This is a genomic window from Dictyobacter kobayashii (assembly GCF_003967555.1).
Lineage (GTDB): Bacteria > Chloroflexota > Ktedonobacteria > Ktedonobacterales > Ktedonobacteraceae > Dictyobacter > Dictyobacter kobayashii.
This window is the reverse complement of sequence record NZ_BIFS01000001.1, coordinates 696,383-718,266: the sequence shown is the minus strand read 5'-3', so window position 1 is coordinate 718,266 and position 21,884 is coordinate 696,383. Positions and strand designations below refer to the sequence as shown.

General features: G+C 49.0%; 19 protein-coding genes and 2 pseudogenes. 14 read left to right on the top strand and 7 right to left on the bottom strand.

Annotated elements, in window-relative coordinates:
• Positions 1-107: 107 nt before the first annotated feature.
• Positions 108-1,229, bottom strand: a complete 1,122-nt coding sequence (locus tag EL645_RS03160; protein ID WP_126548685.1) for a hypothetical protein — start codon at positions 1,227-1,229, stop codon at positions 108-110.
• A 361-nt stretch (positions 1,230-1,590) separates the two neighbouring features.
• Here EL645_RS03160 and EL645_RS03155 point away from each other — a divergent pair, with 361 nt between their 5' ends.
• Genes EL645_RS03155 through EL645_RS43855 form a run of 3 tightly spaced genes read left to right on the top strand, consistent with a single transcriptional unit; the run spans position 1,591 to position 4,426 of the window.
• Positions 1,591-2,877, top strand: a complete 1,287-nt coding sequence (locus tag EL645_RS03155) for an aspartate aminotransferase family protein (RefSeq protein ID WP_218031700.1) — start codon at positions 1,591-1,593, stop codon at positions 2,875-2,877.
• 36 nt (positions 2,878-2,913) lie between these two features.
• Positions 2,914-3,960, top strand: a complete 1,047-nt coding sequence (locus EL645_RS03150; protein ID WP_218031699.1) for an aldehyde dehydrogenase family protein — start codon at positions 2,914-2,916, stop codon at positions 3,958-3,960.
• A complete protein-coding gene (locus tag EL645_RS43855; protein WP_218032037.1) occupies positions 3,956-4,426 on the top strand; it encodes an aldehyde dehydrogenase family protein in 471 nt (156 codons plus the stop codon). Before EL645_RS03150 ends, EL645_RS43855 begins: the two co-directional genes overlap by 5 nt.
• An 88-nt stretch (positions 4,427-4,514) precedes the next feature.
• On the opposite strand, the gene EL645_RS03145 is transcribed toward EL645_RS43855, so the two are convergent.
• Together EL645_RS03145 and EL645_RS03140 are read right to left on the bottom strand one after the other, a co-directional pair.
• On the bottom strand, positions 4,515-5,063 hold the full coding sequence (locus tag EL645_RS03145; RefSeq protein WP_126548684.1) for a substrate-binding domain-containing protein: 549 nt from the start codon (positions 5,061-5,063) through the stop codon (positions 4,515-4,517).
• Positions 5,051-5,641 carry a winged helix-turn-helix domain-containing protein gene (locus EL645_RS03140; RefSeq protein ID WP_218031698.1) on the bottom strand — a complete coding sequence of 197 codons (591 nt, stop codon included), beginning with the start codon at positions 5,639-5,641 and terminating at the stop codon, positions 5,051-5,053. Before EL645_RS03140 ends, EL645_RS03145 begins: the two co-directional genes overlap by 13 nt.
• Before the next feature lie 1,106 nt (positions 5,642-6,747).
• Here EL645_RS03140 and EL645_RS40580 point away from each other — a divergent pair.
• The 4 genes from EL645_RS40580 to EL645_RS03125 all read left to right on the top strand — a co-directional run bounded on the left by EL645_RS40580 (position 6,748) and on the right by EL645_RS03125 (position 10,361).
• Positions 6,748-6,921, top strand: coding sequence for a twin-arginine translocation signal domain-containing protein (locus tag EL645_RS40580; RefSeq protein WP_218031697.1), 174 nt, complete (start codon positions 6,748-6,750; stop codon positions 6,919-6,921).
• Complete coding sequence (locus EL645_RS03135; RefSeq protein ID WP_218031696.1) at positions 6,894-8,219, top strand: ABC transporter substrate-binding protein; 1,326 nt, start codon at positions 6,894-6,896, stop codon at positions 8,217-8,219. The genes EL645_RS40580 and EL645_RS03135 overlap by 28 nt, the downstream gene beginning before the upstream one ends.
• Positions 8,220-8,475: 256 nt before the next feature.
• Complete coding sequence (locus EL645_RS03130; protein ID WP_126548683.1) at positions 8,476-9,474, top strand: carbohydrate ABC transporter permease; 999 nt, start codon at positions 8,476-8,478, stop codon at positions 9,472-9,474.
• Between the two features lie 14 nt (positions 9,475-9,488).
• On the top strand, positions 9,489-10,361 hold the full coding sequence (locus EL645_RS03125; RefSeq protein ID WP_126548682.1) for a carbohydrate ABC transporter permease: 873 nt from the start codon (positions 9,489-9,491) through the stop codon (positions 10,359-10,361).
• A gap of 100 nt (positions 10,362-10,461) precedes the next feature.
• On the opposite strand, the pseudogene EL645_RS03120 reads toward EL645_RS03125, so the two are convergent.
• The 4 genes and pseudogenes from EL645_RS03120 to EL645_RS03110 form a co-directional block, all read right to left on the bottom strand.
• Positions 10,462-11,276 (bottom strand): annotated as a pseudogene (locus tag EL645_RS03120) (carbohydrate ABC transporter permease).
• Positions 11,277-11,423: 147 nt separating this feature from the next.
• Positions 11,424-12,383, bottom strand: coding sequence for a carbohydrate ABC transporter permease (locus EL645_RS03115; protein ID WP_371865716.1), 960 nt, complete (start codon positions 12,381-12,383; stop codon positions 11,424-11,426).
• 244 nt (positions 12,384-12,627) lie between these two features.
• On the bottom strand, positions 12,628-12,975 hold the full coding sequence (locus tag EL645_RS42310) for a hypothetical protein (protein ID WP_246035262.1): 348 nt from the start codon (positions 12,973-12,975) through the stop codon (positions 12,628-12,630).
• Between the two features lie 17 nt (positions 12,976-12,992).
• Positions 12,993-13,922 carry an ABC transporter substrate-binding protein gene (locus EL645_RS03110; RefSeq protein ID WP_246035261.1) on the bottom strand — a complete coding sequence of 310 codons (930 nt, stop codon included), beginning with the start codon at positions 13,920-13,922 and terminating at the stop codon, positions 12,993-12,995.
• Between the two features lie 530 nt (positions 13,923-14,452).
• Between EL645_RS03110 and EL645_RS03105 the strand changes: the two genes are divergently transcribed.
• The 7 genes and pseudogenes from EL645_RS03105 to EL645_RS03080 all read left to right on the top strand — a co-directional run bounded on the left by EL645_RS03105 (position 14,453) and on the right by EL645_RS03080 (position 21,883).
• On the top strand, positions 14,453-15,661 hold the full coding sequence (locus EL645_RS03105) for an ROK family protein (RefSeq protein ID WP_126548680.1): 1,209 nt from the start codon (positions 14,453-14,455) through the stop codon (positions 15,659-15,661).
• A 228-nt stretch (positions 15,662-15,889) separates the two neighbouring features.
• Positions 15,890-16,960 (top strand): sodium:calcium antiporter, encoded by a 1,071-nt coding sequence (locus EL645_RS03100; RefSeq protein WP_126548679.1) that lies wholly within the window; start codon positions 15,890-15,892, stop codon positions 16,958-16,960.
• A gap of 255 nt (positions 16,961-17,215) precedes the next feature.
• Entirely contained in the window at positions 17,216-17,905 is a 690-nt protein-coding gene (locus tag EL645_RS43850; RefSeq protein WP_281276257.1) for an FAD-dependent oxidoreductase, read from the top strand.
• Positions 17,872-18,894 carry an L-aspartate oxidase gene (locus tag EL645_RS43845; RefSeq protein ID WP_281276256.1) on the top strand — a complete coding sequence of 341 codons (1,023 nt, stop codon included), beginning with the start codon at positions 17,872-17,874 and terminating at the stop codon, positions 18,892-18,894. The genes EL645_RS43850 and EL645_RS43845 overlap by 34 nt, the downstream gene beginning before the upstream one ends.
• Positions 18,887-19,729, top strand: a complete 843-nt coding sequence (gene nadC / locus EL645_RS03090) for a carboxylating nicotinate-nucleotide diphosphorylase (RefSeq protein ID WP_126548678.1) — start codon at positions 18,887-18,889, stop codon at positions 19,727-19,729. Before EL645_RS43845 ends, nadC begins: the two co-directional genes overlap by 8 nt.
• Positions 19,730-19,887: 158 nt before the next feature.
• Positions 19,888-20,937: pseudogene (gene nadA / locus EL645_RS03085) on the top strand (quinolinate synthase NadA); the annotation flags it as partial.
• A 340-nt stretch (positions 20,938-21,277) separates the two neighbouring features.
• Positions 21,278-21,883 carry an ECF transporter S component gene (locus tag EL645_RS03080; RefSeq protein ID WP_218031694.1) on the top strand — a complete coding sequence of 202 codons (606 nt, stop codon included), beginning with the start codon at positions 21,278-21,280 and terminating at the stop codon, positions 21,881-21,883.
• The last annotated feature ends 1 nt before the right edge of the window (position 21,884 follow it).

Genomic DNA, 21,884 nt, shown 5'->3' with positions numbered 1-21,884 from the left:
TGCGTACGTGCGCTGGCGCGCCCGGTTATGGTAAGTTAGAAAAATGCGCAAGGGCGCATTTTTCTAACTTACCATAACAATAGGCTTTTTCTCCACAAAGAGTAAAATCACAAATTAATTTTGGGTCTATGTCCTTTAGGGTGAAAGCGGGGTCCCCTCTCCGTCCTTCCCCGGAAGGACGGAGAACCTTGATTTTTATTTTGTGATGGGGGTGGTTTGATCAGGTAGGTGAGGAGTAGTCCGAGTAAGCCGCTGACAACGATTGAGCCGGCTGATAAGTGTATTGTCCAGATTACTCCGTTGGGGGTAGCAAATTGTAGTACCAGGAAGTAGGCCAGGAAGAAGCACATTGGAACAAACAGGGCGAACAGGCGATAGTTGGTCAGGCGCTTTTCGGGGTCTGGCTGCAGAAAATGATAAGCCGTATCGGCCAGCACGCCACCCAGAGCGGCAATCACGATACTCAAAACGCTATCACCGAGTACGGCCATGGTAATGGCTGTTATGCCCCAGGTGAGTGTAAAAAAGCCAGGGAACAACTGCCAGCGCTGCACCGCAAAGAGCGCAAAGCCAGTCACAACTACAGCCTGGAACAAAATACTGACCACGGCCAGCATCTGCCCTGTTCCGTCTCCCGTCGGCGTATACGTAGGCCAGAAGTTGGCCAGGGGATGGAAGCCCGTAGAGATAATTGCTGGCAGCGCCATTAGCAGAATCTGCGACAGGACCAGGTTCAGGCGTTGCAGGCCATGTAAGGTGCCTCCATAGCGATGATAGAGGGCTCGATAGGGGCTGGCCAGAAAGACACAGCCACACATCATGAGCCAGATATGGGTCGGGCTGAGTTCTGCGTCGATGTTGCGCTCGATGCCAAAAAAGATATGCCAGAGCATGTCGCCAACGCCGCCGATGGCGAAGCCGGCCACCGCCAGTACGGTCAGTTCGTAGCCTGAAGGAATGGCTTCATACCACGAATCACAACGTTTGCGATTGATACAAATAGTTACAATCAGCACCAGGGCTGTTACCAGAAAGCCCGAATAGAGGACCGCATGCCAGGGTGTAAAGAAGGTCTCAAGCCGAGCCAGGTGGCTGTGTGCCCAGGCATCAAGGCACGCTCCAGCCAGAAACCAGGCGGTCGATAGCGAAAAGACCAGATCAAAACGTGAGCCTTCAAATTTTGCTTTTTTAGTAATCCCTAACGGAAGATCTGTAGAGAGAGTCTTCATTTTTTTCTCCAGCCACCTGGTAAATATGTATACACAAGCGACCCATCTTTAGTCAGACGAAATTCATTCTAATTATAATGGCACTTCTTCTCCATCATGAATATCGAAATGGTACATGTCACTGTAGTTATACATAGAAATTCCCATTCTGACAATGGTTAGCCAATTGGTGTTACTCCAACATGTCGTCTAACCGATATCAATACTGTAGACTATGTGCCTGAATATTTTATGTAACGAGAACAGAAGTGCCTTTAAGAAATGTTCATGCAGGGCTTTGCATTGACAAAGGTTTTTGTCACTGGGTACATTAATTGAATACTGTAGTTGTGCAAAACATTGTTGCTATCGCTAGAGGTGTATGATGGATACGGTTGAAAAATATGCGCGCTATGTGAATACAAGCTTTGTCAAGAGTATAGAGCCAGTGGTAGTAGAACATGCGGCTGGCGCCGAGGTGTTTGGGGCTGATGGACATAGCTATCTAGATTGTTTTGCGGGTATCGCTGTCGTTAATGCTGGCCATGTGCATCCAAAGGTGGCTGAGGCTGCCAAGGCCCAGATTGATCGTTTGATCCATGCCGCCAGCTATATTTATTATGTGCCGACAACGGCTGATCTGGCTGAAACCCTGGCAAAGATTACGCCTGGAGCACTGCAAAAGACCTTTTTCTGTAATTCAGGGGCCGAGGCGATTGAGGGGGCACTGCGCATGGCGAAGGTGGCCACCGGCAAGCGTGAGGTTATCTCTTTGCAGATGGCCTTTCATGGTCGCACCTATGCTACCCTCTCCGTAACGGGGAATATGGCGCGTAAGACGCGCGGCGGACCCTATATGTCAGGTGTCGCTTTTGCTCCGGCTCCATATTGTTATCGCTGTCCCTTCAAGCTAGAACCCTCTACCTGTGGTCTGGCCTGCGCCAACGCAGTTGAAGATGTTATTCGCACCCAGACCAGTGGAGATGTCGCGGCCTTTGTGGTTGAACCAGTCATGGGTGAAGGTGGCTTGATCCCTTTGCCGCAGGGCTACCTGGGACGGGTCAAACAGATTTTGGAGCGTGCTGGTATCTTATTGCTGGTGGACGAGGTACAGACCGGCTTTGGACGTACCGGCAAGATGTTTGCTATAGAGCATCATGAGGGCATTGAGCCGGATATATTGGCGCTGGCTAAAGGGATTGCAGATGGTTTTCCGCTGGGAGCGTTTATCGCGCCAGCTGCGATTGCTGATAGTTTCCAGCCGGGCGAGCACCTGAGCACCTTTGGTGGCAATCCTGTCTCATGCGCGGCGGCACTGGCGAATATTGAGGTATTGCAAAATGAGGGCATCATTCAGCACGCGGCTGAACTGGGTCAATGGGCCTTGCCAGCTTTAGGCGAGTTGCAGGAACGTTTTCTATTGATTGGCGATGTACGCGGGCAGGGTTTGATGCTAGGCCTCGAACTGGTAAAAGATCGGCAGACAAAGGAGCCGGCGGCAGCTGAGGCTGCGCGTGTACGCACACTTTGCCGAGAATCTGGCGTATTGATCGGTGTCGGTGGCCAGTTTGGTAATGTCTTGCGTTTACAGCCGCCGCTGGTGATCACGCAAGAACAATTAGCCCATGCCCTGCAGGTCCTCGCCCACGCTCTGGAAGCCTGCCACTGATGTCTTGTTTACAATGCTGCAAGGAGTATTTCAGTCATGACTATTTCGCATCCAACCCAGGCACAGGTTTTGCATAACTATATTGGTGGACACTGGACTCCCTCCGAAGCCAGTGAGACACAAGAGATCCACAATCCGGCCACCGATGAGGTACTGGCCCTGGTTCCTTTAGGGACCAGGAAGGATATCGATCAGGCTGTCGAGGCCGCCGCCGCTGCTTTTCCAGACTGGCGCGCTACACCACCCCAGGAGCGTGCACGCTATTTCTTCAAACTGCGCCAGTTGCTAGATGAAAATCGCGAAGAACTGGCCCGCTTGATTACTACCGAGATGGGTAAGACACTGGATGATGCGCGTGGTGAGATCCAGCGTGGCATCGAAAATGTCGAGACGGCCTGTGGCATTCCATCTTTGATGATGGGCTATAGTCTGGAGGATGGCGCGGCCCAGGGAATTGATGAAGAGGTCATCTATCAACCACTAGGTGTTTTCGCGGGTATTACGCCCTTCAACTTCCCATTTATGATCTCATTCTGGTTCTGGCCTTATGCGGTGGCCTGTGGCAACACCTTTATTCTCAAGCCATCTGAACAGGACCCGATGGTGCAGAAACGCGTCTTTGAGTTGATCGAGCAGGTCGGTTTTCCGGCCGGTGTGATCAATATGGTCAATGGTGGCAAAGAGGCCGTCAATGCCTTGCTGGAGCATCCGCGTATCAAAGGCATCTCGTTTGTTGGTTCAACGCGTACAGCGCAATATGTCTATGCTCAAGCGGCTGCGCATGGCAAACGGGTGCAGGCATCCGGAGGGGCCAAGAACGCGATTGTGGTCATGCCAGATGCAGACCTGGATATGTATCTGGGCACAATTATGAACTCCTGCTTTGGGGCCGCTGGCCAGCGCTGCCTGGCGAACTCGCTCATTTTAACCGTTGGCGGTGCCCATGAGGCGGTGCGCGCTCGTGTAGTCGAAGCGGCCTCTCGTCTGAAGATCGGGATGGACTGGCAAAAGGTACAGAACTTGGTCCTGTCGTCTCGGCTGCCGCGCGCGACCGCATCTTTGCCGCCATTACGCGGGGATTGAAGAGGGGGCCATCGCCGCCCTGGATGGTCGCCAGGTTCATATCCCTGACCATCCACAAGGTTACTTTGTGGGACCCACCGTTCTGGATGGTGTGCGGCCAGAGATGAGTGTCTATCGAGAGGAGATCTTTGGTCCGGTGATCAGCCTGGTGCCGGTAGCAAGTCTGGAAGAGGCCATCGGGCTGATCAATGCCAATGAATATGGCAATGCCGCTTCCATCTTCACCCAGAGTGGCTTTGCTGCCCGTGAGTTTCGCTACCGCGTTGAGACGGGTAACATTGGCATCAACGTCGGGGTTGCGGCTCCCGTAGCTTATTTCCCATTTAGCGGCGCCAAACGTTCCTTCTTTGGCAACCTGCATCCCCAGGGACGTGACGCGGTGCGCTTCTTCACTGAGAGCAAAGTAGTAATCACGCGCTGGACTCCAGGCGATGGCCAGCGGGCCATCACTGGCATCGGACGCTAAACGCAAATTAAAAGCTGCTATGTATATTTCAGCTGAATTGTGATCTCGCATTTTTAAATAAAGTAGGAAAAACTACCTTCTTTAAGTATCAGGGTGTCGTTGGGAAGGAGGGATATTGGCGTAGTTGAGGACGCAGGCTGATCGTAGTATCAGAAAGTGCGGGATCCAGCATGAGTTTATCTAAGAGAGAGAACATGGCCTGGACTATGTAGGCCGGGTCAAACTCAAAAACAGTCATATTTTTGGTGCGTCCAAATAAGATTGGGGATCCAGCATTGGCATGGGTAACGATATGAATATCTTTTCCAATGCTGACGCCCAATTCTTCCAGTGCCACCAGCGCCCCATCAGTCATCATATCGTTCGAAATAAAAATACCATCTGGTTTGACTGGATTGAATTCACCAAACACCTCTTTCGCCAGCAAATAGCCTTGCTCTTGTAATGTTAGAGGCCTTTGTGAAGGCGGAATATAGGATTGCCTGGTAAATTCTGGATAATAGGGTATCTTGCGTTCTGCCAGCACTTGCCGCATTGCCAGTACAGGATTATTATCTTCTAGATAAGGATATTGCATGGTTGGAGCCCAGATGCCGATGCGCTTGCAATTTTGCTGTACCAGGGCTAAGGTCGCCATCCGCCCAGTTCTTTCGTATCAAGTGTGATATTCCAATAGCCATTGGCGGCGAATGTAACGCAAGGGATACTCATATCAGCATTAGAATTGCCCTGCAGGGTATTAATACCAATGCTCAGCAGACCATGAAACTTCCTGGCCTCAATCATCTCCACAATTTCAGGCGGAAGTGAATTTATGTGATTGTTGAGAGGTTTGACAAAGCGAAAAGTACAGATTTCATCCCGATAGGAAGTTCGTTGCAATGCTTCTTGTTCTAAGCTAATCCATAGCATGCTCCAGATTGGTGAAGCTGCGGGCCCTGCAAGTAAGGATGAATCGAAGATAATACCAATGGATTTGTGATAGATCGTGGGCGATACAAAGATCCCCTGGCGTTCCTTGCGATATAGGATTTGTTCAGCCTCTAATTTATTGAGTGCCTCACTGAGCGTTACGCGTGTTGTACCCAGTTCATCACATAAATGGCGGATAGTGGGCAATTTTGCGCTAGGTCCCTGGGCAAAAGCCAGGTCACGCAACAGTTTATAGATGACCTCGACTTTTGTTTCTGCTTTGAGTTGTGGTTTCAACGTCACTCTCAACAATCTTTTGTCTGTTGGATAGCGATGGAGTTTCTGATGCTACAGCTGTCCTAGAACAATTATAAGTTTGAGTCTGAAATCTTGTCAAGCTTTTTTAGCTGGCTTCTCTTTTCTCGCATTTATACAAAAGTACTTCTTCAATATCTTCTCTATTATCCGCGCAATATAACCTTATTATGGTATTTAGAGGTGTATTTGGGTTTCTTTGGAGAAGATAGTGATATTTTTATAGGATAATCTGGATTTGAGTAGTAAACTCTTGACAATAAATAAATGTCTATTTTATACTTGTACTAGGACATGAGTCGTTGAAGAAGAGTAGACAAATCTTCTTGTTTTTTTTAACCGTCTCAATTTTATGGGTAAACGAACGATCACAGTATCGCCAGACCATGAAATTATATATTTGATCGGCCTGATCGGAAAATAATGCAAGGAAAGTAGAAGTTAAAGATTAATAAGCGCGTGGATGCGCCTTTTGTTAAATCATTTTTCTTTTACTGGATAAAAGTAGAACACTCGAAGCCATGATGGTTTTCTCTTATCTGTTCTAGTCCTATACCATCACCCCTGATAATCAGGTATAGGATCTTGAAAAATATTGGCGTTTTCATTGCAGAGGCGCTGATGAGCTGAGTGCTAAGGAGCATAAGCATGTCTTGCAGTATTTCTTGTTATCGTGACAGCTGTCTATTTCCCTATGAAATAGATCTCTCCTTCAGTCCTTATCTTAAGGATACAGCGGTTATATCCTGTGGTAGGACACGCTTGGCCAATAAATCGAAATTTTAGCATTTATCACCTTCCGGAATAAGATTGCAGGCATGTTGCCTGGTAATCGTTTACTTTTTTTACCTTTTTCGGCACACCTTGAAATCATTAGGACCTTATAGCTTATCTCTGTTTTAGAACAGAGCGCGTGTTCCGTTTATGATCATGGTTCTGCTGTGGTCATAACTGATAGATATATATTCCTTAACCTGGTGTTTTTTCGATGCAGTTGAGTGTGCTGACAGGAAAATACTTGTCTGCAGAAGAAGCGTTTGTCTGGCATATTTGTCCTGTTCTTATTTTCTTAGAGCAAAGGAGCAAGTTCTGTTATGAGTGATTTTGCGCGTATGAATCGCCGCAGCTTTCTGCAAACCGCGGCCGCCACAGCTGGCGCCGCCACGTTAGGAAGCGCATTGGCTGCCTGTGGTGGCACTTCAGGTAGCTCTTCGTCTACCGTTACATTGAAATACTGGGATTGGTTTGTCACCCAGGCCCGTGGGTAGATGCTGAGATCGCCTTATTCCAGAAGGCAAATCCAAGTATTAAAGTTAAGAAGACAACTCAGGCTTCTGGTACATTTGACAACCTGTATGCACTGGCGGTCAAGAGTGGTAACCAGCCAGATGTCTCGATGATACCCCAGAAGCCGAATCTTAATATCCAGGTTGACCAGGGCTGGTTTTTGCCAGTCGATAAATGGGCCAACAGCGCATGGCGTGCGAAATTCCCAGCTGGCACTTTCCACGAAGGTAGTAATGAGTTTAAGGGAAAGCTTTATTCAGCACCTTTCAGCGGTACGGCCCCCTGGTTACAGCTCTATATCAACAACAAGGTTTTTAAAGATGCCGGCCTGGTCAACGCTGATGGAAGTGTGTTTGTTCCCAAGACCTGGGATGATGTAACCCATGCCGCTGAGACAATTACCAAAAAGAGCGGTGGCAGCACATATGGCCTTGGTTTTGGCAATAGTGCCTTTAACCTCTTGTTCTGGTGGATCCACGTTTTTGTCCTGGGTGCCGGTAGCCCTGGTGGTGCATATGGCATAGATTATCGTACTGGTAAATATACTTTTGGCACGGATCGTAATTATTCTGATTTTCTGACCCTCTTTAAAGAGTGGAAGACGAAAGGCTACTTCCATCCCAACTCGATCAGCCTGACCGATGAGGTAGCCCGTGCCTACTTTGAGCGTGGCAAGTTTGGTATGACCGTTGGAGGTGTCTGGAATCAGCCAGAGTGGACCCAGCACAATTTCACCGACTATACCCTGACTACACTGTTGTCGCCAGATCCCACCCCTAAAGGTTACTTCCCTTATACCCCTGGTGGTACCTTTGTTGCTATCTCATCTAAGACCAAACATCCTGATGAGTCCTGGGCCTGGTTTGATTGGATATATAGCCCTGCAGCTGGTAAGCGTTGGGTTGCCCTGGGTGAGGACCTCTCAATCTTCCAGCAGAATAATGATCCTGCCCTGGTGAAATTTAAACCCTTTGGGCAATATGTTGCGACCTCCAAGCTGGTCTTGCCGGCTCCTGACCCGACGGTGCGTAATCCATTGACCTCTAATGTACAGGTTCAAGGTGTCAAGCCTGACTTTGGCGATCTGGCAGTTGGTTATTACACAGGTCAGATTTCTGATCTGCAGAGTGCCCTGACTGATCTGCAGGGACGCATGCAAAAGGCTCAGGATGATGGAATTAAACAAGCGCAAGCGAAGGGCATTAAAGTAAGTGACAGTGACTATGTCTTTGCGGACTGGGATCTGACCAAGCCCTACATTACAAAACCCGCCTCATAGTTACCGCTTAAGGCTGAAATGGGGAGCGTGCAGAGGATCTCTCTTCTGCCGTTTCCCCTGATGTATCTGGGCTAGCGAGCGGCTGTTTTTCAGCAGCCCTTGCAGATGGCGCAGCATAAAGTAAAAAAGCGAAACCAGTAGAAAAATATGTACCTGACACAGGTTTTGCGTCGGAGTGAAAAAGCCAACAAACGCACATAGGCTAACAAAATGTTCCTCCCACCTGACCTGCTGATGTGTAAAGGAAAGAGATTGTATGCAAGCACCGACGCTGCCTTCTAAACCCTCGGGTACACCAGCAGCATCTCGCCAGCGCGCACCACTCAAGCGGACAATCTGGCAGGATATCATGGCCAACGGTTGGTCATATCTCTACATTGCCCCGCTGGTGATCCTGATTCTAGCGTTTACTATCTATCCCACATTTGCTTCATTGGGCTACACATTATATCAATGGAATGGTATTGGCGACCCCTCTAACTTTGTGGGCTTTGACAATTTTACGCGTGTAATGCACGACTCCATTTTCTGGGGCTCGTTCTTACATACCTTGATTTACACAGCGGTGCTGGTCCCGGTCCAGCTGGCGCTGGCGCTGGCCTTAGCCCTGGTATTGAATAACCCCAAACTAAAATTTTCTACCTTCTACCGCTCGGTCTATTTTATTCCGGCTGTGACCTCGGCTGCAGTCATCGGCGTTGTGGTTCAATTAATCGTCTCAAACTTTGGCGACAATATCAATCAATTTTTGATAAACATACACCTGATCCACGATCAGATTGACTTTTTAGGTGATCCGCGTTTTGCTCTTGGCATCATTATCGCGGTGGGTATCTGGAATACGCTGGGATATAACTTGGTCTATTTTTTGGCTGGACTACAAACCATCCCAACTGAAATGTACGAGGCGGCTACTATTGATGGGGCCAACAGTTTTGGACGCTTCTTTTATATTACTATCCCTATGTTGCGCGCTGTGGGCCTGGTCATTGTCATCCTGGCGATTCTGGGTAGCCTGCAGGTTTTTGACCTGGTCATGGTAATGACGGATGGTGGCCCATATAACGCGACTGAAGTTGTTAATACATATATCTTCCACCAGGCCTTTGGGGGCGCATCGCGTGTAGCGGTTGAGCCAAATATTGGTTTTGCTTCGGCTGCATCATTCTTCTATGGCCTGATTCTCATGGCCTTTTCCGCCCTCCAATTGTTGATTGTTCGTTACGTTAGACGCCAGCGCGAACTTGTATCCTAGAGAGGAAAGAAACAATGTCTGTTATCTCCCAAAAAGGAGCTGTGGCGCGCCCTCGTAGACGGCGCGTGGGCAAATCGATGTGGCTCACCCATCTTATTCTCCTACTTGGCGGCTTGGTCTGGATTTATCCTTTCCTGTGGATGTTGGGAAGTTCGCTAAAGACCAATCAGGATTTCTTTGATGAGGGTTTAAATATATTTCCAAAACAGATCGAATGGGGTAACTATCCCTCAGCCTGGAATGAAGCCTCCTTTGGCCAGTACTTTATTAATACGCTTGTCGTCTCTAGCCTGACCGTAGTCTTTGTACTGCTCTTCACCTCGATGGCTGGCTATGCCGTTGCGCGTACAAACTTTCCTGGCAAGAATTTATTGTTCGGCCTGATCGGGCTAACCCTCTTCTTGCCACATGGCTATACCATTTTGCCCATCTTTGACCTGATCCAGCGTCTGGGCCTATTAAATAACCTCACCTCGATTATCCTGGTGCAGACAGCAGGTGGGCTAATTTTTAGCACCTTTCTCTTTATTGGTTACTTCTCATCAATGGATCGTGAGATCGAGGATGCGGCCCGTGTCGATGGTGCTGGTTTCAATCAGCGTTTCTGGCAGATCATGTTTCCGCTGGCTGGTCCTATGCTAGCCACCGTTGCCCTCTTCACCTTTATCGGAGCCTGGAATAGTTTCTTTATTCCATTGGTCTTCACGCTAGGTGTACCGGAATTGCGTACCCTGGCCGTTGGCATGTATGCCTTCATTGGACAAAACTCCACCAACTGGACCTATCTCACCGCTGGTGCAGTTATCACCCTGGCACCGATTATGATCGTATTCATCTTCCTGCAGCGCTATTTCATCAATGGTGTTGCCGGTGCCATTAAATCCTAACATACTACTTCGACTTTGGCCCTTGGGGAACCTCCGGGAGGCAGGCCAGTGCTCCACACACTGGCCTGCCTCTTTTTTATGCCCGTAAATATCTTACTTCTTACCCTTTGAGGCCGCTTTGTCGATAACCTTCGACAATAAAGCGTTGCAGGAAGAAGAAGATGACCACCAGGGGAGAATGGCGATGACTGTGCTCAGGAAGAGCTCGTGGAGATTGACATCCTGTGAGTTCAAGAAATTGGAGATGACAACCTGGATCGTCCAGGCGGATTGATCCTGTCCAATAATCAATGGCCAGAGGAAGGCATTCCAGCCAGCGATAAAGGAGATCACGCTCAAGGCGGCTATAATACCGGTAGAATTGGGCACCACGATACGCCAGAAGATACCCCAGTAGCCCAGGCCATCTACGCGCCCCGCCTCTTCTAATTCATGAGGAAAACTAAGGAAGAACTGGCGGAAAAGGAAAGTCGTAAAGCCACTAAAGATACCTGGCACGACCAGTCCTTGTAGTGTACTGACCCAGTGTAGATAAGAGACAATGACATAGACCGGTTCAAAGATGACCGCGAACGGAATCATCAGGGTTGCCAGGATAGAATAGAAGATCACATTTGCCCAGCGATAGGGGATGCGAGCCAGTCCATAGCCAGCCAGCATACAGATAAGGATCTGCCCGAAGGTTTGCAGGATAGAGATCACTGCTGAGTTGACCATACCATCGACAAATGGTACCTCCGGATCTCTGAAGAGCTCGGTTATATTTTCAAAATGCAGGCTGGTGGGAATAAAGGGCGAGGTTGGTGAGGTAACCTGCGCCTCGGTCATGAAGCCATTGCGAACCATAATATAGAAAGGCAGTATGAATAAGAACGCCAGGATAATCAAAATACCATAGCGTACAACTGCACTAATAATTTTTCCTGCTGATGGGCGGGTTGCGTTGGCTTTGACCTCTCGGGTTGTTGAGTAACAAGGGTTGCCATTACATCATTCCTTTTTTGCTACAATTGCATGCATTCAGGTGCGGACATACTATCTGTTAGTCGTGTGTTGTACAGACTAATCTCTAGTGCCAAAACCCAGGAATTTTCCTTGAATCAAGGTAAAGATCACAATGATAATGGTCAGGATGATCGCACCTGCGCTACCAAGTCCATAATCCTGGTTATTTAGAGCTACCTGATAGAGGTAGATCAATGGGGTACGGGCCAGATTCGCATTACCACCAAAAAGAATATTAAAGAACTCATCAAAGGCCTGGAAGGCAGCGATCACATTGAGCAAGAGTACTGAGATGGATGCATTACGTAGTAAGGGAAAGGTAATCGCGCTAAATGTTTGCCAACCGCGCCTGGCGCCATCGACATAGGCAGCTTCATATAGCTCGCGTGGAATATCTTGCAGGCCAGCGATGAAGATGATCATATAGACTCCCACCTGTAGCCAGAGGCGCACCGTTACCAGCACCAGCCAGAACCAGGGAGGTGTTGGACTAGAAGTCCAGGCGATCGGATCAATGTGAAATAGATAGAGAATGCGATTAGCGATCCCATAAAAAGTGCCCTGGAAGAGGCTGGCGCGCCAGACGACTGAGGCCAGGACATAAGAGCAGGCTGTCGGCAAGAAAAAGACTGAGCGGAAAAAGCCCTGTCCGAATTTAACGCTATTGACCAGTAATGCCAGGCCCAGCGAAAAGATGAAGGTGGTCGGTACAATGAAAATGGCAAAAACGGTGAAGGTGCCTAATGTACCGGTAAAGGTTCTATCATTGAGCATCTCAATGTAGTTTTGCAGGCCCACAAAATGGGTGGGCGTGATGGTGGCGCGAGCATCGGCGAAACTTAGCACCACCGCCCAGATGATAGGAATATAGAAGAATACTATCAGACCAAGAATAAGAGGTGCGACAAAACTCCAGAAGGCCAGCGCTGTTTTCTGGTTTATGCGCCGTGTCCTTTGTATACGCTCTTTTTTATCATTGCGCAGAGTCAACACCTCTGAATTAGAAGGGGTACTCAGGGACTTCATTGATTCTACCTTTTTGCAATATTTATGGCGACATCTCGTCCATGTTGCGTTAAAAACAGATGTCTTGCCTCACGGTAAAAATAATCTTGAACGGTATACGGCATGTAGATGCGTAAAGAGGAAGAAAGGAACCACCAGTTGCTTGTATGGTTCCTTTCACTACTACTGAAAGTGCCGAGGATTGGCAAGGCCGTTTTTCCTGCGGCCTTTCAATAGTCAGTACCGATAGGTGCGTTTAGAGCAGTTTCTGCAGCTCGGTATTACATTTGTCGGCTGCTTTATCCAGTTCTGTTTTACCGTTGACACCTTTTTTGATGATATTGGTGACAGCATCCACCAGGGCGCTATCCATCGCGGAATCCCAGTATGGAGTCATCGCGTGCCCATACTTGTTCAGGATATCCACGGCTTCAGCTGCGGTCCCTGTTTTGAGTTTATCAGTCTGAGCCGAGATACTGACACGTGGAGGAACATGGAAGCCATAACCAACGTTCCAATCTTTCTGAATGGCAGCATTATCGATCCAGAGAGATTTAACATAGGCTTTGGCAGCCGCGACATTTTTGCCTTTGGCCGCGACCATTTCTGCCCAGCCACCATCTACTGTAGCAGGTTTGCTCTGGGCATCAAGAGCGGGAAGGGGAAGATACCAAAGTCATCACCCAGGGCAACTTTAATTTCAGGCATGGCCCATAGACCGCACCACTGCATCGCGACACTACCATTTTTAAAAGGAGCTGGATTCCACCAGAAGTCTGGAGCATCTGGCAGCAATGCACCAGAGGTATACAGTTCATGGAGCTTCTCGTAGATAGCGCCCATGCGGTCATTGTTAAAGATAATCTTATTATCCGCAGAGATAAAGTCGCCACCGGAGGCCCAACCGGCAATCTGATGGAATGCGTCTACACCGCCATCGGGACCCACATAGATACCTTTAACGGTGCCTGCGGTCAGTTTTTTTGCGACCGTGATAAGCTCGTCGATCGTTTTTGGGGTATCGGTAATATTTGCCTTCTGGAACAGACTCTTGCGATAGTAGATGAAGGTTGGATCATTGATCATTTTAATCGCATAGATATGGCCATTGATGGTCAATGGTTTCAGCGAGGCTTCCAGGAAATCGCTCTTGACATCGGCAATAATGTCATCCAAAGGCTCAATCAAGCCAGCTTTGACCTGGTCTACGGTAGGACCTCCTAGCTCAAATACATCGGGTGGATTTGAGCCGAGCAAGGCCGCGCGTACTTTATCGCCATATTCGTTTCCGACGCCGGGTACCCAGCTAACTTTGACATTAGCCTTGGTATAGTCTTTGGCATATTTAAGCACTGCTTCATGAGTACCGGTTTCGCCATAAACATGATACCATTGGGTAAGATTGGGCAGGTTGTTATTTGTGCTGCTTGGAGTGGATGCACCCGTACCTGCGCAAGCCGCTAAGAGTGAACCACTGAGCGCCAGACCACCAGAGTATTGGAGAAAGCGACGACGAGAGAGTGAGGTGGGAAGGTATTGGCTCTGACCCATTTTTAGTCTCCTTGCCTCGTAATACATCTGTGTATTACCTAAATAAAAAAAATAGTAGAAGTTCATACTTCCATAAAATATCAATGCACCTATATGACATGACGCATTATTTTATGGAATATAAAGAAAAGCAATATTATCTTAAGACGCCAATGCATTAAGACAACACAGCTTATTTTCAATTATGATGTGAATACTTCTTCTGTTTTATTAAAGAGCACATCGATGGGGGGAAGGATTACCCATCTGGGGAATACTCTTCTGGTTCTTTGTTGTCCAGTACAGCTTTCATCCGTCTGGCATAACGATGAAGCAAGAGGTAACATCCCATTATGTTCCCTTTAGCTTCTAATGACAACTAAACCGTGAATATTCTCTGCTACTTGTCAAAACCAAGCATAACATCTATACTTTTTTTTGTCAATGATTAAAATAGACTTCATGAAAATGATAGTTCTTAAACATTGATATGCGTAGCAAGATATGACTATATAATTGTTTTTTGGTAATTGTTGGTAAAGGATTAACATATGTATCGGCAGGTCCCACCAGTAGATCGCAAGATGATGCAAAAGATTAATCAGAATACCTTACTTAATCTGATTCGTGTGCACGCGCCAGTTTCGCGAACTGAGTTGCGGCGCCTATCTGGTTTAAGTCAAGGCACGATCTTTGGCATGACTGCGAGTCTCATAGAACAACAGCTCATTGTAGAGACGGGCGAGACACAATCGACCGGAGGCCGTAAAGCTGAACTATTAGAAATTTATCCGGAGGGCGGATATGTGATTGGCCTGGAGATTCGCGAGTACGAACTGGTAATTGTTTTGCTGAACCTTCATGGCAATATTGTATCGATAGAGCACTATGAAGCCCAGTTTCGTAGTAATGCCAACCATGCGATCGAATGGATGATCACGAGTGTCGATGCCTTTATTGAACGTACCCAGGTGCCACGCAACAAAATTTTGGGCCTGGGCTGTGGTGTTTCTGGCTGTGTTAATACACAACTGGGGGTGGTGGTGGATAGCTGGATCCTGAACTGGCACAATGTTACGATTGGTCCACCATTGCAAGAGCATTTTGCGCTGCCCGTTTTTGTGGATAACGCGGTCAATTGTCTGATCTGTTATGAACGGCTATTTAGAAGTGGCCAGATGTACCACGACTTTCTACTGGTAACCATTGGACGCGGACTGGGGATGGCGGCCATTATTCGCGATATCCCGTTTCGCGGATCGCAAGGGCTGGGTGCAGAATTTGGCCATATTCCTTTTGGTGCTGAAGGACGGATCTGTGAATGTGGTAACCCCGGATGCCTTGAAGCCTACGTCTCTGATCACGGGATTGTGCGCACCTACGCTGAAATCGCGGCCCGCTCTAATGCTTCTCACTCTGCTGTATCTACTATTTCTATAGAGCAACTGGTTGAGTTGGCCCTTCAAGGAGATCAGGATGCTTTACAGGCTTTTGAAGTGACTGGCACTTATTTAGGCAATGGTCTGGCCTCCCTGGTCAATCTTTTCAATCCAGAATGCCTCATTATTTGTAACGAAGGTGAACATCTGCTTTCCCTCCTATCCACAACAATGACAAATGCCTTGACGCAACACACCTTTTCGCAGCTCGGGAAAAATCTCCAAATTATCTGCGAGAAAAATACCACCATCGAATCCTGGGCGCGTGGTGCGGGCTGCCTGGTTCTGCAAGACTTCTTCTCCTCTCCCAAACACTTTTAAACCAGACCACAAGCGGTAACGTGCTCGCATTGCCGTTTGTGGTCTACCGCATTGCGTTAATTGCGCTCAGCAAGAGAGAGCCTTGCCCCGGCAAGCCTGCCATCAATATTGTCTTGTATCACAATGCCTGATCAATAGCGTATAGAAGGCAGCATTTCCATTGTTCTATTCATTGCTCTTATGTCATGCTTGAGCATATATCTAGCGGAATTAAAAAGGGGAATTCCAATGTTCCAATCACTCCCTTTAGTAGCTCTTATTGCAATTTTTATTGTTGCTGCTATCGCTGTCTGGATAGCCGGCATCCAACTCTCCAATAGCACTGATATCCTCTCTGACCGCTTTCATCTAGGACAGGCGTTGGGCGGGTTGATTCTCCTGGCTATTGCCACCAACTTACCAGAAATCGCCATTACCGCGACCGCCGGGTTGACCCACAATCTTGACATCGCAACCGGCAATATCCTGGGTGGTATCGCGCTACAGACAGTTGTATTGGTAATCCTGGATGCCTTTGGCGCCCGGCGTAAAGATGCCCTCTCTCACCTTGCCTCTTCAATTGAGCTCTCTTTGGAAGGTATTCTGGTGATTGCGGTGCTTGTCATCTCCATTATGGGTACACAGTTACCTCAAGGGGTGGCCTTTTTGCGTATGTCTCCCTCTGCTCTACTTATCCTTGTTGTCTGGCTGGTCGGACTCTGGCTCTTAAGTAAGGCTCGCAAAGATTTGCCCTGGCAAATTAAAGAGCAGGATAGTAAGCTAAATTTATCGCCACAGGATAGTAGAAAGCAGCAAAAAGAGAAAGAGAAAAAGCAAAAAACCTCAACCGGGCGTGCGCTATTAATTTTCATCATGGCGTCTGTGATCACATTGATTGCTGGTGCGGCCCTCGAGTTTAGTGGTGATGCTATCGCCAAAGACACTGGCTTGAGCGGAGTACTCTTTGGCGCCACCGTCCTTGCCGCCGCCACCTCGCTACCGGAGATCTCAACGGGACTCCAATCCACCTGGATTGGGGATTACGAACTGGCCTTCAGCGACATCTTTGGTGGCAATGCCTTCTTACCGGTCCTTTTCATCCTGGCTGATCTTCTCTCGGGCCAGGCGGTGCTGCCCCAGGCCCAGAAGAGTGACATCTATCTGGCCAGTCTGGGTTGCCTCCTTACGGCCGTTTACATCTATGGCCTCATCTTCCGTCAGCCCAAACAGCTTTTCCATCGCCTTGGCATCGACTCAACCACCGTCTTATGCACTTACCTTATCGCCATCATTGGCATCATTTTCATCCCGGGCAAATGATGCACATACACACTACCAGGTAGGTAAAGAGATCCAAAGTAAAGCGCCAGCACGTTACTGGCGCTTTACTGGACCTTCCACTCTAGACAAGGAAATTTGAGAGGAGTGCCAGATTCGCACGATCTGGCATGGACAAACGCTCCAAAATAGGGTACACTCTACACCAAAGGTATGACTTAGTGTATAGAAAACACCTTTTCTTTTTTGTCTGAGTCGTAAGTGTACAAGTTACACTTATTCGAAGGAGAATAAGGCATGACTCACAGCCAACCGTTTGATGTTGCTATCATTGGTGGTGGCATCGCGGGACTTTCGGTGGCCTTGCGTTTACCTGAGCATGTGCGTGTGGCGCTTTTTACAAAGGGCCAGCTCGGTGAGAGTAATACACGGTACGCTCAAGGTGGTCTTGCGGTAGCGTTAGGGGATGATGATAGCCCCGAGCTCCATTTGCAGGATACATTGGCTGCTGGCGCTGGATTGTGTGATGAGGATGCGGTGCGTATCCTGGTTGAGCAGGCTCCGGCTGCTGTACGCTGGTTGATCGAAATGGGGGTCCAGTTCGATCGGGCGCAGCCTGGTGAAGATGCTCATACAACACCCGATGGGCTGCTGTTAGGCCGTGAGGGTGCCCATTGTCGCTGGCGTGTGTTGCACGCGGGTGGTGATGCGACGGGCGCTGAGATCGAACGCGCTCTTACTGCCGCTGTTCAAGCGCGTTCCTCGATTGAATTATATGAAGAGACCTTTGTACAGAAACTGATTATGCGCGCTGGTCGCTGTGTGGGTTTGCAAGCGACACGCCGTAATGGAGAGACCTTCGATCTGGAGGCTCAGGCTGTTGTGCTGGCGAATGGGGGGCTGGTGGCCTCTGGCTACATACCTCGAATCCGGCGGGCGCGACGGCTGATGGGTTGGCGCTGGCCTGGCAGGCTGGTGCCGCACTGACCGACCTGGAATTTATGCAGTTTCATCCGACTGTGATGGTGGCTGATGGTGCTTCACATCTGATTTCCGAGGCTGTGCGTGGTGAGGGAGCGTATCTCCGCAATCATGCGGGTGAGCGTTTCATGCCCCGCTATAGCTCTCAGGAGGAGCTGGCTCCGCGTGATGTGGTTGCGCGTGCGATCTTGAATGAGATGCTGAACGAGCAGACTGATTGTCAGTATCTTGACCTGCGGCACTTGCCCGCGGAGAAGATGCGCGCTCGCTTCCCGACCATTTCTGCCTTCTGCCAGCAATATGGCCTCGATCTGGCGACCGATTTGTTGCCGATCGCGCCAGCCGCCCACTATTGTATGGGTGGTGTACTGGTGGATACTTATGGTCGCACAACTGTGGATGGTCTCTATGCCGTTGGCGAAGTTTCCTGTACTGGCGTTCATGGCGCTAATCGTCTGGCCAGCAACTCGCTGTTAGAGGGCCTGGTCTATGGTATTCGCATTGCCGATCATCTGGTACAGATAGACGGTGTGGATGTATCTATGCACACATCATCCTTGTATCGTTCGGCATATGTTTCGACTTATGATGATGCCTTGAGTACAGCAGATGTTTTGTCATCTGCTCAGTTGCACGATCTGTCAACAGCACAGGTGCGCCGTAAGGTACGGCACCTTATGTGGCAATATGCTTCACTGTGTCGGGATCAGGCAGGACTGCTAGAAGCGAAGCAGCAGATCCAGGAGCTGCGTACTGCACTGGCCCAGAATGTTGAACACGATACCAGTTCTTTAGAGACTTTGAATATGCTGCTTGTGTCTGAACTTGTGATTACCGCCGCCCTTGAGCGGCGCGAGAGTCGGGGCAGTCACTGGCGCCTGGATTACCAATCTTCGGATGCTCATCTGGCCGCCCAGCATCTTGCTTTTGTGCCTCTGCGCATTGATCCTTATGGATCAATGGACCGGCAGAAGGAGGCTTGCTCGTATGTATAACCCACCTGTAGATCTGATTAAAAAGGCGTTGGAAGAAGATGGAGCCTTTGCCGATATTACGACTCTGAGCACGGTGCCGGATGACCAATGGTCTGAGGCGCGTATCCTGGCGCGTAAGCCGGGGGTTGTGGCAGGTGTTGCTGTGGCCATTGAAGTGTTTCGGCAAATGGATGAGCGCATTCAGGTCCAACAATTGGTGCAGGATGGAGCGTCTGTGCAGGCCAATGAAAACCTGCTGCTTCTAAAGGGACCGGCTCGTTCGCTTTTGAGCGCTGAGCGTGTGGCCCTCAATTTCCTGGGCCGCCTTTCTGGCATTGCCACCCTGACTGCACAATGTGTGCGGGCTATTGAAGGTGCGCAGACGCGGATAATCGATACCCGTAAGACAACGCCGGGACTGCGCGCACTGGAGAAGATAGCCGTTCAACTGGGTGGTGGACATAATCACCGCTTTGGTCTCAATGATGGTGTCTTAATCAAAGATAATCATATTAAAGCGGCAGGTGGTATTAAGGCTGCGGTAGCAGCGGCTCGGCAATCGGCTCCCCATCTGCTCAAAATTGAAGTTGAATGTGAAACGTTGGCTGAGGTACATACTGCAGTGGAAGCTGGCGCTGATGTTATTCTATTGGACAATATGACAGTCGAGCAAATGCGCCAGGCGGTGGATGTAATTCGCCGTGAGGCTCCCCGCATATTAATAGAAGCGTCTGGTGATATTGGAACCAATACTGAGCGTTTAATCGCAGTCGCTGCCACTGGTGTAGATTTTATCTCGCTTGGTGCCCTGACGCACTCAGCGCCTAATTTTAATATCTCTCTAGAGTTTGCATGAAGCATTTTCTGAAGGAGCAAACCCATGGCTGTAAAGACCGAGTGTGCAGTAAGCCAGGAAACACATGTGTTACCATTGCTGAATCCGCAAAAGCGTGCTCGCTATGATCTTTCAAAGCGCGTAGACACGATACCTTTGTTCTATGCTGAGATGGGGGGGAGGAATTAGATCGGCGTATCAGCGCGGCCCGTGCTGCGCTGGGTGAGCGCCTGGTTATTCTGGGCCACCACTATCAGCGTGATGAGATTATCAAGTACGCGGACTATCGCGGCGACTCGTTTAAGCTGGCCCAACTGGCCTCTAAACGCAAGAACGCCGATTATATTGTCTTCTGCGGTGTCCATTTTATGGCTGAAAGTGCCGATGTGCTCAGCGAGCCACATCAGAAGGTTATTCTGCCCAATCCCGCTGCTGGTTGTTCGATGGCCGATATGGCGAACATTGCCGAGGTCGAAGAATGCTGGGAGCTGTTGCACGAGACCCTGGGAGATGACGCTGGCATTATTCCAGTGACCTACATGAACTCGGCTGCTAACCTGAAAGCATTCTGTGGCGCCAACGGCGGTATCGTCTGCACCTCCTCGAACGCCCCTAAGGTCATTGACTGGGCATTCAAGCAGGGCAAACGTGTGCTTTTCTTCCCGGATCAACACCTGGGACGCAACACCGCGGCCCACTACGGGATTGCGGCGGACCAGATGGTAGTCTGGGACCCCAAAGATCCCATGGCCTTTGATGATGCAGAAGAAGTATTGGCCAATTCCAAAATTATCCTCTGGAAGGGCCACTGCTCGACGCATATGCGTTTTAGCGTTGAGCAGATTGAGAAGGCGCGTATCGATTATCCTGGCATCAATGTGATTGTACATCCTGAATGTCGCCAGGAAGTTGTCAACGCTGCCGATCTCTACGGTTCGACCGAATACATCATCGAGCAGATCGAGAAGGCCCCGGCTGGTAGTCAGTGGGCGGTAGCCACTGAAATCAACCTGGTCCATCGTATCGCGCAAGAGAATCCTGATAAGTTCATCTTTTGTCTCGACCCGATTGTTTGTCCGTGCTCAACCATGTACCGCATTCACCCGGCTTACGTGGCCTGGGTGTTGGAGGAGCTACTGGACGGCAATGTCATTAATCAGATCAGTGTCGATGAAGAAACCGCTCACTGGGCCCGTGTGGCCCTCCAGCGCATGCTCGATCTTGCCTAGACCGCTTTTAATCCAGGTCTGCTGTTTTGATCAATAAGCAGATAGTACAGAGGGACTGTCCATGATAATTATTGGACGGCCCCTCTTTTATATTTATCCAGCTAAAAATATTTTTGTGTTTATTGTCTTTGTTTTCTCTTTTTAAATTATTAAGTTTTTTCTTTTGTTTTGTTAGCAAATATTGACAAGTGATGAGCTAGTTGTGTAAGCTTGTGACATCCATTAGGAATGCAGTCATTATTTTCGGAATGTTTGCTGTCCATCTGAGCATGTTTGCTAATTTAGTTTGAGCAAGCAGTTTTTATTTGAAAGCTGATTTTCTTTCCGAAGGAGCATGAATGTGAGTAACGTTAGCGCTAATCCTTCCACTACTCGTCCCTGGTCTTTGACTACGGAACGCATCATCATTGCAGGTGTGCTGGCTGCCATCACTATTATTCTTGGGGTGGTACCAAACCTTGGTTTTATCCCCCTTCCCAATGCAATCGGTAGTGCAACTATCGAGCATATTCCAACTATTGTTGGTGGCGTCATTGCTGGTCCGATCGTTGGTCTTATTTCAGGTTTAATCTTTGGCGTGCTCAGCTTCTTCCGCGCGACCGTGCCTTTTTTCAAGGATCCGACTGTGGCTATTCTGCCGCGTCTCTTTATTGGCCTGACGGCCTGGGCTACCTTTGCTGGCCTGGTGCGCATCAACCGAGACCTGGCGGCGGCGGCGGCAGGTTTTGTAGGCGCGGCAACCAATACCATTCTGGTTGTGAGCGCTTTGATTATTCGCGGCTATTTTCCCGCGCAGGTCATTATTCCAATCGTGCTAGTGCAATCTATCATTGAAGCGATTATCGCTGCCATCCTGACCGTTATCCTGGTACGTATCTTCTATATTCTAGAGGCGCGCCTTGTCCATGCTCCTGACACCAAGCCACGTGATCAACTGCCTTATTAAT

What these genes read in the sequence shown, in the direction of transcription:
- EL645_RS03150 (WP_218031699.1), top strand. Translation starts at nt 2,914, where the DNA reads ATGACTATTTCGCATCCAACCCAGGCACAGGTTTTGCATAACTATATT.
- EL645_RS03110 (WP_246035261.1), bottom strand. Translation starts at nt 13,922, where the DNA reads ATGGGTCAGAGCCAATACCTTCCCACCTCACTCTCTCGTCGTCGCTTT.
- EL645_RS42310 (WP_246035262.1), bottom strand. Translation starts at nt 12,975, where the DNA reads ATGGTCGCGGCCAAAGGCAAAAATGTCGCGGCTGCCAAAGCCTATGTT.
- nadC (WP_126548678.1), top strand. Translation starts at nt 18,887, where the DNA reads ATGTATAACCCACCTGTAGATCTGATTAAAAAGGCGTTGGAAGAAGAT.
- EL645_RS40580 (WP_218031697.1), top strand. Translation starts at nt 6,748, where the DNA reads ATGAGTGATTTTGCGCGTATGAATCGCCGCAGCTTTCTGCAAACCGCG.
- EL645_RS03100 (WP_126548679.1), top strand. Translation starts at nt 15,890, where the DNA reads ATGTTCCAATCACTCCCTTTAGTAGCTCTTATTGCAATTTTTATTGTT.
- EL645_RS03130 (WP_126548683.1), top strand. Translation starts at nt 8,476, where the DNA reads ATGCAAGCACCGACGCTGCCTTCTAAACCCTCGGGTACACCAGCAGCA.
- EL645_RS03105 (WP_126548680.1), top strand. Translation starts at nt 14,453, where the DNA reads ATGTATCGGCAGGTCCCACCAGTAGATCGCAAGATGATGCAAAAGATT.
- EL645_RS03155 (WP_218031700.1), top strand. Translation starts at nt 1,591, where the DNA reads ATGATGGATACGGTTGAAAAATATGCGCGCTATGTGAATACAAGCTTT.
- EL645_RS03160 (WP_126548685.1), bottom strand. Translation starts at nt 1,229, where the DNA reads ATGAAGACTCTCTCTACAGATCTTCCGTTAGGGATTACTAAAAAAGCA.
- EL645_RS03125 (WP_126548682.1), top strand. Translation starts at nt 9,489, where the DNA reads ATGTCTGTTATCTCCCAAAAAGGAGCTGTGGCGCGCCCTCGTAGACGG.
- EL645_RS03145 (WP_126548684.1), bottom strand. Translation starts at nt 5,063, where the DNA reads ATGGCGACCTTAGCCCTGGTACAGCAAAATTGCAAGCGCATCGGCATC.
- EL645_RS43850 (WP_281276257.1), top strand. Translation starts at nt 17,216, where the DNA reads ATGACTCACAGCCAACCGTTTGATGTTGCTATCATTGGTGGTGGCATC.